The 16,207-nt window shown below is 51.6% G+C and carries 15 protein-coding genes and 1 pseudogene; 2 read left to right on the forward strand and 14 right to left on the reverse strand.

The genetic code is table 11. The annotated features are described in order from the left end of the window. Window positions 1–46 precede the first annotated feature (46 nt). The 14 genes from EQW76_RS17460 to EQW76_RS17525 all read right to left on the reverse strand — a co-directional run bounded on the left by EQW76_RS17460 (window position 47) and on the right by EQW76_RS17525 (window position 14,397). Window positions 47–1,957, reverse strand: coding sequence for a hypothetical protein (locus EQW76_RS17460; RefSeq protein WP_143123023.1), 1,911 nt, complete (start codon window positions 1,955–1,957; stop codon window positions 47–49). 229 nt (window positions 1,958–2,186) lie between these two features. Next, complete coding sequence (locus EQW76_RS17465) at window positions 2,187–2,903, reverse strand: transaldolase (protein ID WP_143123024.1); 717 nt, start codon at window positions 2,901–2,903, stop codon at window positions 2,187–2,189. Then, complete coding sequence (locus EQW76_RS17470; protein ID WP_143123025.1) at window positions 2,900–3,430, reverse strand: HAD family hydrolase; 531 nt, start codon at window positions 3,428–3,430, stop codon at window positions 2,900–2,902. The genes EQW76_RS17465 and EQW76_RS17470 overlap by 4 nt, the downstream gene beginning before the upstream one ends. Continuing rightward, a complete protein-coding gene (locus EQW76_RS17475; RefSeq protein WP_143123026.1) occupies window positions 3,431–4,030 on the reverse strand; it encodes an SIS domain-containing protein in 600 nt (199 codons plus the stop codon). Continuing rightward, on the reverse strand, window positions 4,030–4,731 hold the full coding sequence (locus EQW76_RS17480) for a nucleotidyltransferase family protein (RefSeq protein WP_202617240.1): 702 nt from the start codon (window positions 4,729–4,731) through the stop codon (window positions 4,030–4,032). Before EQW76_RS17480 ends, EQW76_RS17475 begins: the two co-directional genes overlap by 1 nt. Further along, window positions 4,728–5,711, reverse strand: a complete 984-nt coding sequence (locus EQW76_RS17485) for a galactokinase (RefSeq protein WP_143123027.1) — start codon at window positions 5,709–5,711, stop codon at window positions 4,728–4,730. The genes EQW76_RS17480 and EQW76_RS17485 overlap by 4 nt, the downstream gene beginning before the upstream one ends. After that, entirely contained in the window at window positions 5,695–6,699 is a 1,005-nt protein-coding gene (locus tag EQW76_RS17490; protein WP_143123028.1) for a Gfo/Idh/MocA family oxidoreductase, read from the reverse strand. The genes EQW76_RS17485 and EQW76_RS17490 overlap by 17 nt, the downstream gene beginning before the upstream one ends. A 147-nt stretch (window positions 6,700–6,846) precedes the next feature. Further along, the gene (locus EQW76_RS17495; protein WP_143123029.1) at window positions 6,847–7,722 is read right to left on the reverse strand and encodes an SDR family oxidoreductase; all 876 of its coding nucleotides are present in this window, start codon (window positions 7,720–7,722) and stop codon (window positions 6,847–6,849) included. Window positions 7,723–7,735: 13 nt separating this feature from the next. After that, window positions 7,736–9,028: a nucleotide sugar dehydrogenase gene (locus EQW76_RS17500; RefSeq protein WP_143123030.1), complete on the reverse strand. Its 1,293-nt coding sequence runs from the start codon at window positions 9,026–9,028 to the stop codon at window positions 7,736–7,738. Between the two features lies 1 nt (window position 9,029). Further along, entirely contained in the window at window positions 9,030–9,992 is a 963-nt protein-coding gene (locus EQW76_RS17505; protein ID WP_143123031.1) for an NAD-dependent epimerase/dehydratase family protein, read from the reverse strand. Then, window positions 9,985–10,413 carry a GtrA family protein gene (locus tag EQW76_RS17510; protein WP_143123032.1) on the reverse strand — a complete coding sequence of 143 codons (429 nt, stop codon included), beginning with the start codon at window positions 10,411–10,413 and terminating at the stop codon, window positions 9,985–9,987. The genes EQW76_RS17505 and EQW76_RS17510 overlap by 8 nt, the downstream gene beginning before the upstream one ends. Before the next feature lie 516 nt (window positions 10,414–10,929). Beyond that, complete coding sequence (locus EQW76_RS17515) at window positions 10,930–11,709, reverse strand: methyltransferase domain-containing protein (protein WP_143123033.1); 780 nt, start codon at window positions 11,707–11,709, stop codon at window positions 10,930–10,932. 106 nt (window positions 11,710–11,815) lie between these two features. Then, window positions 11,816–12,748, reverse strand: coding sequence for a glycosyltransferase family 2 protein (locus tag EQW76_RS17520; RefSeq protein ID WP_143123034.1), 933 nt, complete (start codon window positions 12,746–12,748; stop codon window positions 11,816–11,818). Between the two features lie 518 nt (window positions 12,749–13,266). After that, window positions 13,267–14,397 carry a glycosyltransferase gene (locus tag EQW76_RS17525; protein WP_143123035.1) on the reverse strand — a complete coding sequence of 377 codons (1,131 nt, stop codon included), beginning with the start codon at window positions 14,395–14,397 and terminating at the stop codon, window positions 13,267–13,269. A 496-nt stretch (window positions 14,398–14,893) separates the two neighbouring features. Here EQW76_RS17525 and EQW76_RS29825 point away from each other — a divergent pair. Beyond that, window positions 14,894–15,087, forward strand: a pseudogene (locus tag EQW76_RS29825) (transposase); the annotation flags it as partial. A 258-nt stretch (window positions 15,088–15,345) separates the two neighbouring features. Continuing rightward, window positions 15,346–16,207: mannose-1-phosphate guanylyltransferase/mannose-6-phosphate isomerase (locus EQW76_RS17530; RefSeq protein ID WP_143123036.1), on the forward strand; the 862-nt coding region annotated here is incomplete at its 3' end.

A 16,207-nucleotide genomic window follows, 5' to 3' on the forward strand; every position in this document is an offset into this window, starting at 1 on the left:
CATGCTTCGAGCATCTCGTCTTCCTAGGCTTTTGCACGGCGTCGCATCATTTTTCTCCCGCGTCTAGACGAACTTCCTCTAATTCAAAGGTTCCCGAGCCACCAAAGAAAGCCCTAAATTCAATGTTTGCTGTCTCCTTATCAAGATCGAACTTCAGGGCCAGATGCTGAAGAGTGCCATTGCAGCTGGGATCGTAAGCTTGGAGCTGCACCCGTTGCAGCGCGCGAGATCCAAGCTCAGCAGTAATTTCGAACGTATTTGGTGATGCGTTATTACTACAACTATACGAATACTCTACACTATAACGTCCAGACGGCAATTTTAAGTATGGACCATACATTACAAAACCGGCATTGTCCTGTGGTGACTTGGCCACAATTGAATCTTGGTCTAGCTCTCCGGTCTGCCTGGGAACTTGTGCCAACTGGTAAACCCCCAGTGCCCAACCAACAGGTGAGAAGTCTGGAGGAAAATTTCTCGTCAGGTCTTTCAAGGCATAGCGATCGGTAATAATCTTCTGGACACGTCGCTGGAGTTCGGTGGCATCGTTATAGACAAGGACGTGAAGGCCGCCGCAGTCCGCCTGGACGGATGGAACTCCGTACATTCTAAAGATTTCGCTCTTAGGCAAGGCATCGTCGATGATGAAATTGGACACCAGCTGCTGTCCACTAGCGAGCCTATAATAGAACCACGAAAGATTGTTACCCCAGAAAAATGGAACCGGAAAGTCCGGCTCAAATTGGTTTATTTGAAATTCCCATTCTGTCATTACCGATATTTTCCTGGCCTGCCAATATTGTGCGTAGCCCGCCTGAAGCCCAAACCGTTCACGACATTCCCGCAACCCGTCCGTTATTCGCTTCCGCTCCGCAAACGGCCCCAAAGCAGATTCGGGCCGGAGGTTTAATGCCACAACTATCGCAGCCATGCTGACGGCCATCCAGAGTAGGAAGGAAATCAAAATACGCCTCCGCCAGCTAGATATAAGCAACGCGGATGCTAGAAGCCCACCCATCTGCATGCCAACCATATAACGCGAGTAGGCTGAATTTGGCGTCTGCCAGAGCAAAAGCCCTACCGACAGACCGGCACCGGTCATTAGGACGATAAAACCTTGAGCCCTACGTTGATCTATGAAATTCGCCTCGCGCTTAGGTAGTGACAGCAACAGCTTTATTCCCACGTAAAACGCAGGAATGGAGAGACTGAACATAATAATTGAGGCGATTGGGGTTCTCTTAAATAGATCGATGATTACGCCAAGTCTCGCTTTGATTGGGAAGGAGAGTGGGTCGATTGTTTGCTGTGTAAAAAGATTGTCGAGATAAATGACCAGAGCAAAGGCAAGACCAACGTTGACCGTAAAGGCAAAAGCACGCTTGACACCCTCAAGGTTCGGCGTCGCCAGCAACACGCAGAAAAAATATGGAAACGCAAAGAAGACAATGAATAGTTTGTCCGAAAATATCGCGAGCGTGCACCAGAACAAAAATACGGCACGAAGAAGTAGCGAGCGGGACTCTATCACACGCTCGTACAAGCAAAAAGAAAGCACGGCACAGGCAGCTGCTGTACCGTGGGTAATCGGCAGGAACAACTGGATCGGCATCGACGCATCGAAATGTTGCCCCGCAAATCCGGATTGCGCGACGGCCAATATCGACATCGAGAGGCCGAGAAAAATGTACCAAGCGAAGGTGGCCCTCGATACTTCCAATATCGCACGTTTCAAGACTAGTCGAGCTGCAAGAAATATAAGCGCTACATGCAGCAACAACTGCGCAACCACAGCGAGATAATTATCGGTGAATAACAAACGTAATAAAAAGAAGACAAGTGCATCAGGAAAGACATACGGCGCGCGCGGGATCATCCAGGATGTTAGGGAGAAATTTGGGTTAAAGAGGATATCATCGACCAGTGACGGAACTGCAAGCTGGTCCGAGCTAAACATGAACTCTTGCGCAAATGGCATCGAAAACACAATGAGGCCGCATAAGGCGACCGAAACAATAGAAATGCACCAGATTATTGCCGGCCTATACATGTCGAAGAACCCTTACCCCGATCCTGGCTAAGGCAAACCAAAATAGGCTAATTCCATGAAAAGATGATGGAGCATCCGAATGGCAGTTCTGACCACTATTCGGGTGCTAGCACCGGTGTTCACGTCCGCACGCCTTTTACAGCTTAAAGTTGGCGTCGACGGCGTCCTTGTAGAACATCTCGACGGTATCAAGCGAATATGCGTCGAGGTCGTAACCGACCAGCGCCAATTTTTTCAGAATGTCATTGGTGACCGTGATGATCTGACATCCGACGGCATCTGCGTGGAAAATATTGAGAAGCTCCCGTGGACTTGCCCAGATTAACTCAGCTGCCGGTGCTACTTTCAGCATTTCGACGGCAGCGGCCATTAGTGGAACTGGGTCGCGGCCAGTGTCGGCGATTCGGCCTGCAAAAACTGAGACGTAACTCGGGACATTCGGATCAAGAGCTGCCACTACATCCCGCACTTGTGTCAACGACATGATCGCGGTAACGTTCATCTTCACCTTGTTGGCGGCTAGTCTCTCTAACAATGCGTAGCAGGTTTCCCTCTTAGTGTTGGTGACTGGTATCTTAACATATACATTTTCTCCCCAACTGGCGATTTCGAGCGCCTGCTTTTCCATCTCTGCGAAGTCATCAGAAAACACTTCGAAAGATAAAGGTTTATCCGCTACTGACTTTAGAATGTCTTTGCAAAACGCAGCATAGTCGGTAATGCCCGCCTTCTTCATCAGCGTTGGGTTTGTGGTTAAGCCCTTTATGAAGGGCTTGGCATACATTTCCAGCATCCCCGCTTTGTCCGCGCCGTCGGCGAAAATTTTGACGTTGAGGTCTTCAATTTTTTTCACGTTCTCTCTCCCAATATGATTTCCGCGGCCTCTTTAAGCGACAAAACGCGGTAGTCGACGGTTAGTGGTTGTTTTTCACTGTAGCCATAATCGATCAATATGGTTTTGCAGCCCGCCCGATCGCCAGCTTCCGTATCGCGCCAGCGGTCACCGACCATAAAACTTGCGCCAAGGTCTATGTGATGAGAGGCCGCCGCCGCCAAAAGGAGGCCCGGCTTCGGCTTGCGGCAGTCACAGGCGTCTTCGCCGTCGTGATAGCAAGTGCGAAACTCGTCGATAGGCAATGCAGAGAGAAGGAAATCATTAATCTCCTCCACCGTCTCACGCGTTGCCGTGCCGCGCGCTACATCTGGTTGATTCGTGACTACGATCAACAAGTAGCCTGAAGCTTTCAGTCTTGTCAGCGATTCTTTAACCCCCGGCAAAATCTCCATCTCTGCAAGACTAGCCGGTGGAAAAGGTCTTCCGTTCCGCACAACCGCTCGGTTTACGACGCCATCTCGATCAAGAAAAATAGCCTTTGCCATTTAGCGGCCCGCCGATTCCCATTTCGTCTCGTTGGCTTTCAGCTTGGGATGAGAAACAAGCAGATGCCACACGACAGCTTGGAAAGCCTCCGAATGCGGCGTAATCGTTTCGGGATTGATTGTGGGCACCACAACGCACACATCGGCGACCTTCGCGGTGTACCCACCATCACGACCAACGACGCCGGTAATCTTGGCACCGACACTTTTCGCTAGTTTGAGTGCCTCGACTACATTAGGACTTATGTTCTTCTCAAGATTACCGCCGCCTACAGAGAGGATGAAAAGCACATCCTTGGCATTAAGTTTACTTACCTTTAGCCACTCGATGAAAATCGTCGACCAACCCTCGTCGTTAGTACGCGCTGTCAGCTCGGACACATTGTCCGTAGGTGCATAGCTTTCGATGCCAACAATCTTGCGGAAGTCATTGACGGCGTGGGAAGCGTTGCCGGCGCTTCCACCTACGCCGAGGAAGAAGATGCGCCCGCCTTCAGCCTTCACCGTGACTAGAAGATCTGTCATGCGCTCAATCGCATCAACATCCAGCTGGGCGATGATGTCAGATGCTTCCTTGAGATGCTTTGCTGCGTATGTCACTATTTTCGTCCCTCTGTAAAATAAGCTTCCGTTTCTTTTAGACCGGCATGCGAGCCAATTTCGTAGAAACGTTCAAAGACCTCGAAACCGGCCAATTGCTGCCCGATCGATAGGTTGTGATAAAGGTCGGCGAGGTCGAATACCTCGTCAGGCCAATTCGCGATTGATCGCGCCTGTAGAACACCGAGCCCGTAATCGATATGTTGCATGTCCTGCGATGGTTGGCGCTTATTGTATTCAACCAGCGCGCCATCGACATAAAGAGCGTTGCTTTTATCCCAACGATCGCCATTTTTAAGTACGGTCATGAGCGCCGCCTTGGCATTGCGGTGATAGGCCTTTTCAACCAACGTAAAATCGATTGGCAAGAATGAATCGCCGTAAAGCACGAAGAAAGCATCACCCAGGTGTGGTAGCGCCTTGCGCAAGGCGCCGCCTGTCCCCAGCAGTTTTGAGCCATCTGCGACGTAGAGGACTTCCAAGCCAAATTTTGACCCATCACCTACTGATTCTTCGATCATTTCGCCAAGGTAACCTATACATAGCACGACCTTACGGATCCCCTGAGCATGGAGGTAGGATAGCTGATGAAATATGAAAGGCTTGCCAGCGACCTCGACGAGCGCCTTAGGGATTGTCTCCGTAATGGGACGCAGCCTAGTGGCGAGACCGCCCGCGAGAATTGCAACTGTCATCGTCATGAGCTCAAAACCACCTTCGTGCCTTCGAAATCAAACCGGAAGCGAACTTCTTCAAGACCTGCATCCGCCATAGTGCGTCGTAGCTGGGTCCGGTCGCGAGCGAGAAACATGAGAAAGCCGCCACCGCCCGCGCCGACAAGCTTACCGCCGACAGCACCGTTCTTCATACCAAGGTCATACCATTCATCGATCTGAGGATTGCTCATTCCACCAGATCGACGCTTTTTGTGCTCCCAATGCTCATGCATCAACTCGCCAAACTGCGTTGTATTGCCGCTAACAAGGGCGTCACGGCTGCGATACCCGAGATCCTTCACATAGTGCAGGTTTTTGAGCATCTCTGTATCGTGTTTTTGCGACTTAACCTGCTGATCCTTGAGGATGCCGCTGGCACTACGCGAAAAACCGGTGAAGAACAGTAGCAGGTTGTCCTCAAGCGCAAACATGGTATCCATGGATAGCCCGAGCGGCTCGGCTGTGACTTTGTCATCTTTGTGAAAGGTAAAGCAAGTAATCCCGCCAACCGCCGCGATATACTGATCTTGCTTCCCGATTGGCTCTCCCAAACGGTCAATCTCGATGTGACAGGCAAGTTCTGCAAGTTCTTCCTGATGGAGATGGCGTTTGCGGTGGGTGTAAAGCGCCTTTAGGAGGGCTGTCGTGAAACTACCCGATGAGCCAAGACCGGTTCCCGCCGGAATATCCGCCAATGTTGTAATTTCAATCTGTGGAGTGTTGAAACCCATCATCTGCAAAGACTCTCGGATGATCGGGTGCTTTACGTCAGAAATCTTATCGACATGCTCAAGATGTGAATATTTAAGATAAATGCCTTCCGAGAACGGTCGCATGACTGTGACATAGACATATTTGTCGATCGCTGCGGATACAAGAAAGCCTTCGTGATCTCGATAGTAGGAAGGAAGATCCGTGCCGCCGCCACCGAGGGTGATGCGCAATGGACTACGCGCTATGATCATAACCGGACTCCTGATAGATCTTCTCAATAATCTTTAGTGCCTCGAACGCATCATTTAGCCCAGCCTCAGGGGCTCGATTCAAAGTGATGTCTTCAAAGAATTCCGCTATTTCGACCTCCCACGAATTATCCGCCATGGGGTATTCCCAAGCAGATGTTTCCGGGGGGCCCATCTGCGGCAGCATCTTGTAATAGGTCAGTTTCTCCACACCATAGCTACCACCAAGTCCGCTTATTTCCAGCTTGCCGTCGCGGCCATATATTTCCATGGAAAATAGGTTTTTCCATTCTGTACAGGAAACGTGTAGGAAGGCCGCCTTCTTATCTTCAGTTTTTAACAGCATAAAGCCGTTGTCATCGACAGGCATGTCCCAATAGTAAGTGTGCGCAAAACCGCTTGAACTTGTGAAGTCTCCAAGAAACCACCTCGACAAATCGATCAGATGTGGCCCCTGATCAATAAGCTCACCGCCGCCTGAAAGCTGGGGGTTTGCACGCCACTCCCGGTCGTAACCAAGCCGGCCACCGTGGCCGTAGCGAGCGCGGATGAACATCAGTTCGCCAAGGGCGCCGCTACCAACAATCTCTTTCGCTTTACGCAAAGCGCGGTGATAGCGATGGCTAAACCCGACATGTACCTTGACACCAGCTTCCTGAGCGGCGCACATCACAGGTAGTAGTTCTGCCGAAGTGCGGGCAGCCGGTTTTTCTACTAAAACGTGCTTGCCAGCCCGAACTGCCGCAAGAGTGATCTCAGCTAGTGAATCGTGCAGCGTGGCGATTATCACTACTTCGACGTCAGTAAGGCGGAGTAGTTCCCGCCAATCTTCAAAGAAAGCGCCATCTGCGGCTGCGGCGAGGCTTCTCGCCCGCGCTACATCCGAGTCTGCGCAGGCAATTAACTTACCGCGGGGCCCCAAAGCTCTGGCTCGCTTTTGACCAATCAGCCCGCAGCCAATAATGGCCACTGCAAAGCGCTTATCTGCCATTCACGAACCATCCTTCAGTCGCATATCGCAAGTCGATAGCCGTAACAGCGCAACACATGCAAGCGATCTTTTCATTGTGGAGTAACCAGAGATGCGTACAAGCCCAAGAAATACTGTCGCCCGGATGTCCGCCGTACTTCGTGGGGGCTATTTATCTCCCCAATCAATACCACGATCGCGCCCCGCAATACGCCTCAAGGTGTAGGCATCAGTTCGGGCCAACTCCTCCCGGTGCTCGTGCCAATTCTCCCAGTTATCCCAGATAGCACTTATCAGTTTACCAGTAATACCATCACTTTTCGCCGATGCCAGGAAAACGGCAAGATTTGCGCCAGCCTGTAACGACGTTCCGCCGGCTTCTTTCTGTTTGAGAGACTTTTCATAAAAGGCCTGACCAACTCTTTCAGGGCCCGCTTCTATAATCTCATCGAGCATCCGCGTATTAAGCGCCCCTGGGGCAATGCAATTAACGTCTATGCCGGTGCCTCGCACTTCTTCTGCGAGCGTCTCAGCAAATCGCACGATAGCCGCTTTGGAGGTTGCGTAGGCACTGATGCGAGGTAGCGGATTGGTGGCGCCGCCACCCGATAGCTGAACGATCTTGCCGTAACCGCGAGCCTTGAAATGGCCCAGTACTGCTCTTGTCATCATGACCGAACCGAAGACATTCACTTCCATGGCGCGGACCCATTCCGACCAGTCGACGTCCTCTATGTTACCCTTTGGTCCGTAAACGCCAGCATTGTTGACGAGAATATCGCAGCCACCGAGTTCCGAAAAGGCGGCCGCTGCCACGGCTTTTACATCCGCTTCCTTCGACACGTCGGCCACATGTGAGACAATCTTCTGCCCAGGTGCAAGGTTAAGATTAAGATCGGTCTCAACCTGAGAAAGCATATCCGCATTACGCGCGCAAAGCATAAGGCTCGCGCCCTCGCCGACATACGCCTTGGCAATTTCGAGACCAAGACCCTGGTTCGCGCCTGTAATAATGGCAATTCTGCCAGCCAATTGTCCGTTCAAGATAAAACCTCTATTACATTTGCTGGCTTCCGACGGCTATATATCTGACACCAAGGGCTGTCGCCTGGGAAGATAGAAAACGATTTGCGTCTATGACGACAAAAGAAGCGAGCGCAGCCGCTGACACATTGCTCAACTCTTCTTGATATTCCGGCCATTCAGTTCCTATAACCAGAATGTCAGCTTCGGCGGCGGCAGTATGGGCGACATCATGGCGCTGAACTTTACCCTTCCAATGAGGCGGCAGCTCTGTAACGGCAGGATCGTGAACGTGAAGCGTTGCGCCCTGCGATATAAGCCAATCGCACAGTTCGACTGATTGCGATCGACGCAGTGTACTGGTGCCTGGCTTGTAAGTCAGACCCCAAACAGCGACGCTGACATTACTGGAACCCTTGGCAAGACCCAGAATCTTGCGCCGCACCCAGCTCTTATGCTGATCGTTGCTCACCTTGACGGACGACAATAAGGGCGTCTCCACCTCAGAACCGCGGCTGACGTCGCCTAGATAAACGATGTCGCGTGCTAAAGTGCCCCCGGCAAATGGTCCGCCAGGCGAAAGATAGGCCTTCGGGCCGATACGCATCTCCGTTTTCAGCCCGCGTTCGACTTCCTTCGCATCGGCACCAACCATCTCGCAGATAGAGGCGATCTCGTTTGCGAAGGTTACCGAGGTTGCGAGGAACGCGTTGATCGCGTGCTTCGTCATCTCGGCTGATTCCACCCCCATCCATTCAAGCTTCTCGGTGATCGGCACCAGTGCTGCGTGCAGTTTCGCTTTCGTCACGTCGTCGCGCACACCAATGACGATGCGGTCAGGCTGGAGGAAAACTTTCAGGGCACCGCCGAGACGCAGATTTTCAGGGCAGGAAGCGAATTGGATATCTGGGCGACCCATATCAAATGCGCGCTTTTCCAATTCATGAACGGAGCCGACGGGCATCTGCGATGAAATCAGTACAATGGCGTCGGGCGCGAGCAGCGACAGGCTTGCAGTCACCCGCGCCATTACGAAATCTACGTCTGCGCAATCATCCTCATCAACAGGCGTATCGTAAGCGACCCATAAAACTTCAGCAATCGGAAGGGCCATCGCTTTATTGGTAGTGAAGGACAAGTTGCCGCTCGCCAAACCATAGGCAAGAAGATCATCGAGACCAGGCTCCAGAAGCGGTGCTTTTCCATTAGAAAGCCTGTTTACGACCGCAACCTCGTCGTCATAACCAATAACGTCGTGGCCGACCGACGCGAGACACGCGGCAGTCACGGATCCCAGATGCCAAAGACCTTGCACCGTAATACGCATGTCAGTCCCTCGCCTCGAATACCCATTCGTTTGATTTAAGGAATTCTACCGTCTTAAGGACCCCCTCTCGGATTGAATATTTCGGTTTCCAACCCAAAGCTTGAATGCGTTTGGTTTCGAGGAATATGAAGGGGTTGTCGCCGATCCAACCGCGATCGCCACCCGTATATTCAAGTACTGGATCCAAGCCGAGGCTTTCGCAAATCCAGCCGATTGAATCATTCACTTCGCAATATCCGTCGATGCCAAGATTGAAGATGTTGACCTTGCCATCTGCCCTGTCCATCGCCAAAAGCATCGCATCGATGCAGTCATGCACATGTAAGTAGGACTTGCGTTGCTTACCATTCCCAAGAACAGGCAGCCGCTGCGGGTCAGCCATCAATTTCTGATAGAAATCAAACACATGACCATGCGTATATCGTTCGCCAAGGATCGACACAAAACGGAAAATACATGCCGTAAAATTGAAGCCCTCACAATATGCGGAGATTAGCCCTTCACCAGCGGCTTTGGAGGCTCCATAAAGCGAGGTTTGAACAGGAAACGGCCCATCTTCCGGCGTTGGTACGACTGGTGCCTCACCATAAACCGAACCCGTCGACGAAAACGCAATCTTGCGGATACTGTTGGCACGCATCGCCTCCAGCACATTGTAGGTGGCGATGGTGTTTTGCTCTAAATCCTTGCGCGGGTGCTGGGTGCCGAACCGAACGTCAGCATTTGCGGCTAGATGAAATACCGCCTCGCCGCCTCTGAACGCCAAATTCAATTCGTTGGTGTCGAGCAGGTCTATTTCTGCAAGTTTAAAATTAGTATTGGTAAGCGCGCCCTCAATAAAGCGGCGCTGGCCTGTCGAAAAATTATCGACGCCAATCACCATGTTGCCATCGCGCAAGAGGCGGTCAACCAAATTGCTGCCAATAAAGCCAGCGCAACCCGTTACAACGTATGTCTTAGCCACCGTGAACCCTGCCTAGTTTGAAAACCCAGAATTTCGTCAATGCGTAGCCAATGACCAGCGTCATTGCAACCGCAAATCCTGCTCCAATATAGGTAGGATATCGGAGGTAGTCGACCAGCAAAAATACAGTAACGGCTGTCACCAGGTAATTTATAGCCACCATTATTAGGTATTTGATCAGCTGCCCCGATATGTTTCCATTGGCTACTCGAAATGTAAAAAGTTTGCTCGAAAAAAAATGAAACGTCACCGATGCAATATAAGAAATGCTAACAGGCAAAACCCCATCAAGCCCGAAAACTTCTACCAGTAAGAGTACGAGCCCGAAATAAATCATCGCGGTGGTGCCACCAACAATGACATACCGCGCCAGCTCATTAGAAAATAATCTCAATTGCCGCTTCTCTTTAACCAATACCATGTTGGAGCTGACAGCCCGACGTGCACATATTCACGGTATGCACCTCTAGCTTAACCGTAAAATATGTCGAGAGTTTTCAGATCTCAAATTGTGGGCGTTAAATAAAAATTTTATTAGGAGCGCAACCGGGCTTATTCCTTATTGAACATAACCAGTCAGCGGTTAGCGGGTGACACCACTCGGACACGTACGATTGAGAAGCTTGAGCGCAATTACCGGACCGTCCGCGTACCGCTGCCCCCCAGTCTTGCATACCACTCATCTCGATAATTTTATGAAAATGTATTTCTCTCAACATGGTCAACCGGTTGCGAGGCTGTCGCTACAATTTTTTAGAGCTGATCGCTCGTCAACACGTGTTGAAATTGGTACCTCAAACAAACCCCGTATATTATGACGCCAAATTAAGTCAAACGCGCATTTAGATGCCAGCTCTGTCAACCTCGCCTAGGTGTCGAACTAAAAGAGCAAGTCAACCGGCGCCCCCCGCATCTCCCAGCTGTCATCCACGCCCCGCTACACTGGCTTCATCGCGGTCATGGTTACGCGGATACCGAACGGCAAAGAACGACGTGAGAGGTATTTTGTCTCAATTCGCATCAATTTGGACATCAGCCAGCTGTTTTTTGTAGAGGAGGCCTGCTCGGCCACAACTTGTGGCTTTGCCCTCGCAGCAAAGAACTTATCCTTGAGCTTTACCAACGCGAATGCTGGAAAGATGATAAAGCCGAGATGTGACTTGCTGACGATACCAAAACCCGCGGCCTTCAATTTGCTCTCGAGTTCGGCACTTGTATAACGGCGAAAATGATTGAGCTGAACATCGTAAGGTCCGAACAGCGAAGGACCAGCTGGCACCTCAACAACCAACACGCCGCCGGGTGCAAGAAGTTCAAAGGCCTTCTGCATAGCCAATTCGTCGTCGCCAATATGCTCAAAAACGTTTAACATTACGATGGCATCGACAGACCGGGCTGGCAGGGGGCATTGCAGAAGGTCGAAACGTATTAGCGGAATGCTTTTCAATTCCCCCGCTAGCTTGAGAAGTGGTGCTTTAACTACATCGGCACCGATTAAAAAATTTTGTCCGGATCGGTTTCTCAAATCCTTGAGAAGGAATCCCGATGAGCAGCCAATGTCCATGATAACCGCGCCAGACTTCGGCATGTGCGTTTCGATCTGGGTTAACGCGTGGTTACGAGATGCAACATCAATTGGATGTTGATCACCGGCGGCCTCTTCGTGCAGCTGGGTCAAATCGTCAGACCAGCCCTCAAAATTTTCACTATACTCCAAAACGGGCACCGATTCAGACCCGATTGTAAACCCAGAACCGTTCCAGACCGGCTCTGCAGAGTGTCCCCGAGGGATGGGTAGTGTAAATGGGAACACGATGTGACCTCTAAAAGTTGGTTTTGCGATCAACGATATACATCGGGCGACGCTTCACTTCATCATAAATGCGGCCGACGTACTCCCCGATCAATCCCAGACCAAGAAGTTGGGTGCCGGAGAAGAAACTGATGACCAGTATAGTAGTCGATAGGCCTGGCGTGAGTTCGACGCCGATGATTTTCTGCATGACATACCATGCACCAAGCAAAAAGCTAAGCCCAGCAAGGAAAAACCCTGCAATCGACATCATGAAAAGGGGACGGGAGCTAAAGCTGATAAGGCCATTCAGGCCAATTTTGAGAGATCCTGTCAAGCGGTTGTAGTTGCCCTGCCCAGCAAACCGCTCATCCCGGTCGTATTCGATAAAACCCTGTTTGAAGCCAACGTAAGCCACGAGACCGCGCAGAAAGCCATGAGTTTCATTAAGGCTCCGAAGCTCCTCGATCACACGACGTGTCATTATACGGAAATCGCCTGTGTTACGGGGGATTTTCACATCGCTGAGCTTATTTATAACTGTATACCCAAAGTGGGATATCAATCGTTTGAACCAGGTTTCTCCCCGACGGCTGCGTCTGGTGGCATATATCACCTCGTAACCCTCGGATAGCTTGTTGTACATTTGTTCGATCAATTCCGGCTGATCCTGCAGATCAACGTCGATAACCGCACAGGTTTCACCACAGCTACTCAATATGCCTGCCATGGTAGCCGCAGGCTGACCGAAGCGCCGTGAAAAGACTAATAATTTCACTCTTGGGTTGCGATCGATTTCGCCTAAAATCACTTCTTCAGTCCGATCGGGAGAAGGATCAAGCGCAAAAATTATCTCATAGGTTTTGCCCATCCGTTCAAAAACGGCTTCTGCGCGAGCCAGGAAGGGGCGAATATTCCCCTCCTCTTTATAAACAGGAACGACCAACGATATGTGCGGCGCCATAGATACCCCCGAATGAAGTCACGCCTGTTTGACCTAAGAAGGATCTGAAATCAAGTATGCAGTCATCAAAGCTGGGATAAGCTGTCTGGTGCGATTGCTCAAGGTCTCATGCCGCGGAATATCGGCGGATGGAGTTAGCCAAGGTCACAGGCGTCAGGCCATTACCTTAATTGTTGTTGTCGATTACGGAACGCCCACGCGTTTCTATCTCTCGAAGTGCGAGTCGAAGGACTTCGACGCGCATTAACCTTGGTATACGCTCACACTTTTGATTAGCTCGAGACCACCGCTCTTCCAGTGTTCTACCACAATCCTGGGGTGCAGGCTATCTGAACGATCCATACTACAGTGGAGAAGTGCTGGGAGCCACCGAAAAATTTTGAATAACTGAACATCAGAACGCTACCGTTATTTCGCGACTGCTAGTCTTTTATCTGTCCGACAATGGCAGCGTCCGCTCCAGTTGTGCAAAAAACTAGCCGCCAGCAGTCTGGCAATGTTTCAATTCGCTGGGCCCTTTATTTTAGACGCCCCTGAAAAGAAGCTATTAGATCTTCGTACGAGCTGCAGTAACGTTGAACCATGCTCTTCGAGCCCAGTTCATTTCGATAATGCGTTAGCGCTCCCAATGCATGAGACACGACAAGATCGGGATTTTGGAGGTATGCACGCATCGCCTGCGCCAGTGCCGCCGCATCGGCGGGCGGCACCACGAACCCAGTCTCGCCGTCTTTATTTACAAAACTCGTGCCGGTACCAATCTCGCAACTGATCATAGGTTTGCCGAACATCGCCGCCTCGACAAGTGATAGTCCATAGGCTTCTGAACGCAGATGAGATGGAAACACGAAGGCCGTGCACAGCTCCAGAAGTGCGGCTTTGTCAATATCCCCTATCTGACCAAGGAAATGTACATTGGACAAGCCAGCACGCGTCGCCTGGGCTTTCAGCTCTCTGTCCATAGGTCCATCGCCAGCGACCAAAATATCGGCGTCGACATCTTTCGCCGCCTCGATCAAAGTATGTATTCCCTTATAGTAGCGAAGTACGCCCACGAACAGAAAAAACGGCCTGGGAAACCTATTTTTCCAGTCGCCTTTCACTTTCGCGGATGCGCGTGGACAATCAACATTGTCCAGACCGATGGGAATTACCTCAACTTTGTTGCGGTATCTCTGCAACACCTCGCTGCTTTGCAGATAATTGGGAGAGGTTGCCACGATACGATCGACACCCGTCAAAAAGCGGTGCATTAGCGGCTTGTAGAGCTGCAACAGTGACTTCTGCTTCACAATATCGGAATGGTAGGTGACGATCGTCGCTTTTGCCGGCGGAGTCAGCACATGGACGAGGTCCATAAACGGCCAAGGGAAATGGTAGTGCACTACATCGGCCTTCGCGGAGAGTTCTCTGAACTTCGAAATTACATCTAGCGAAAAGCCGGTAGAGGCGAACTCGAAATCTAGTTTTGCCTTGTGCGCTGTGTGACCGTCGAATTCCACCGCATTTGCGAGCGGGTTGCGGCTAAGCGATAGCACATCCGACTGTATGCCTTGCGCTAGCGCGCCTTTCGCGATGGCGTGGATGGTTCGCTCCACTCCTCCGAACGAATCCGGATAATAGGTCTTGAAGAAATGAAGAATACGCATTCACAGGGCCCCTAATAATTATAATGCCCCGATGTGGGCTTGCGCGATAGCGCGGCGTGTATATCGGGCCTTAGCCCTATCCAACACTTCTGAAACACGACCAACGTCGTCCCTGTCAAGGTAAGCTTCCGCCTGCAGACCACTAGCCTCATCTGATCAATTCAAATTTAACGCGTTCCCCCTCCTCTATCGGAAACGCTCGCAAAACGGAGCAACTGCGCCGGGCCTTTGCCCTGAAGTTTTGGTAAAGCTGCCATGGAGGCATGGGTTTCGACCCCCAAAAACACTTCTGTCAGACGCATCAGCGCGAAACACAACATAGCTCAAGATTAGTGTTAGAATAGATACTGTCCGCTGGGATGGTATAAATTCGGAGGTGCTTAGAGTGATAATCGCGGTGGAAATACACGCTGGTATTCACGGGAGTTTGGTGAGCACCGGGCACGTCAGAGAAGGTGGGGTTGCGAAGCTTCAACCTGACCGAACGGAGTACCCGATGACCGAGGATGGATTACCCCTTACCGAGCTTGCCGCGAAGAGTGGAGATTCCGATTTTCTTCCCGCTATTGCCGAAAGCGTACTGAACTGATTATAGAGGCTGAAGTCGATGGCCTGATCGGAGCTGTACGTTATGAGCGCGGGGAGAGCCGGCGCAACGGCTATGGCGACCGTACGCTCAATATGCGGCTGAAACAACAGGCCTGATCAATTGTTTCAGCGACGCGTCTGCAAAGCCGCACTCGTTTTGATGGTGGGAGCTGCGACCTCCGTTGCACCCCTCAACTCAATCAAGCTTTTTTCCTCTTTTCGGTATAGCTGGAGAGGTTGTGAGCTAGGAATTAAGAGCCTGAAATGCTAGATGCATTGCCCTTCACATCTAGCTGACGGAGCGCAATCCGTCGCTAAACGATCGCGAAGTACACAATTAAAGACACGAGGATCGAATTCATGGCAGCAAAAATCGTCCCGGTCATCATGGCCGGTGGCAAGGGAAGTCGATTGTGGCCGCTGTCGCGCGCCACGGCGCCAAAGCAGTTTATCCAGTTCGTGGGAGACCAGACACTGTTTCAGAACACCCTGTCGCGCGTTTCCGACAGGGATCTTTACGAAGCGGCCATCGTCGTCACCAATGAGGAGTTCCGTTTCCTCGTGGCCGAGCAAGCCCGCGAGCTCGGCATCGAACTTGCAGCCGTGCTGCTCGAGCCGGTTGCCCGCAACACGGCCCCCGCCGTCGCCGCCGCCGCAACGCTCGCCAACGATCTTTTCGGCAAGGACACCATCATCCAGGTTCTGGCCTCCGACCACGAGATCACGGCAGACGCCACCTATTTCGATTGCATCCGCATCGCCCGTGCCACGGCGGCGGAAGGCAAGCTGGTCACCTTCGGCATCACCCCGACCGAGCCTGCCACCGGCTACGGTTATATCGAAGTCGGAAAGTCGCTGGCCTCTGGCGCCCATGCGGTCAAACGCTTCATCGAGAAGCCACCCGTCGACAAGGCCGAGGCGATGCTCGCTGCCGGCGGCTTCTACTGGAACTCCGGCATCTTCGTTTTCCCGGTGACGCCACTGCTGGCGGAGCTGAACGAATTTGCACCGGCCGTGGTCAAGGCAGCCAAGGAAGCCCTTGCCAAGGGCGTTCGCGATCTCGACTTCACCCGTCTCGACAGCGAGGCCTTTTCCAAGAGCCCCGACATATCCATCGACTATGCCGTTATGGAAAAAACGTCGAATGCCGCCGTTGTCCCCTCGTCCTTCCTGTGGTCGGACCTCGGCAGCTGGGATTCGGTTTGGAAGGTCGGCAAGCAGG

The organism is Rhizobium sp. rho-13.1, assembly GCF_007000305.1.
GTDB lineage: Bacteria > Pseudomonadota > Alphaproteobacteria > Rhizobiales > Rhizobiaceae > Rhizobium > Rhizobium rhododendri.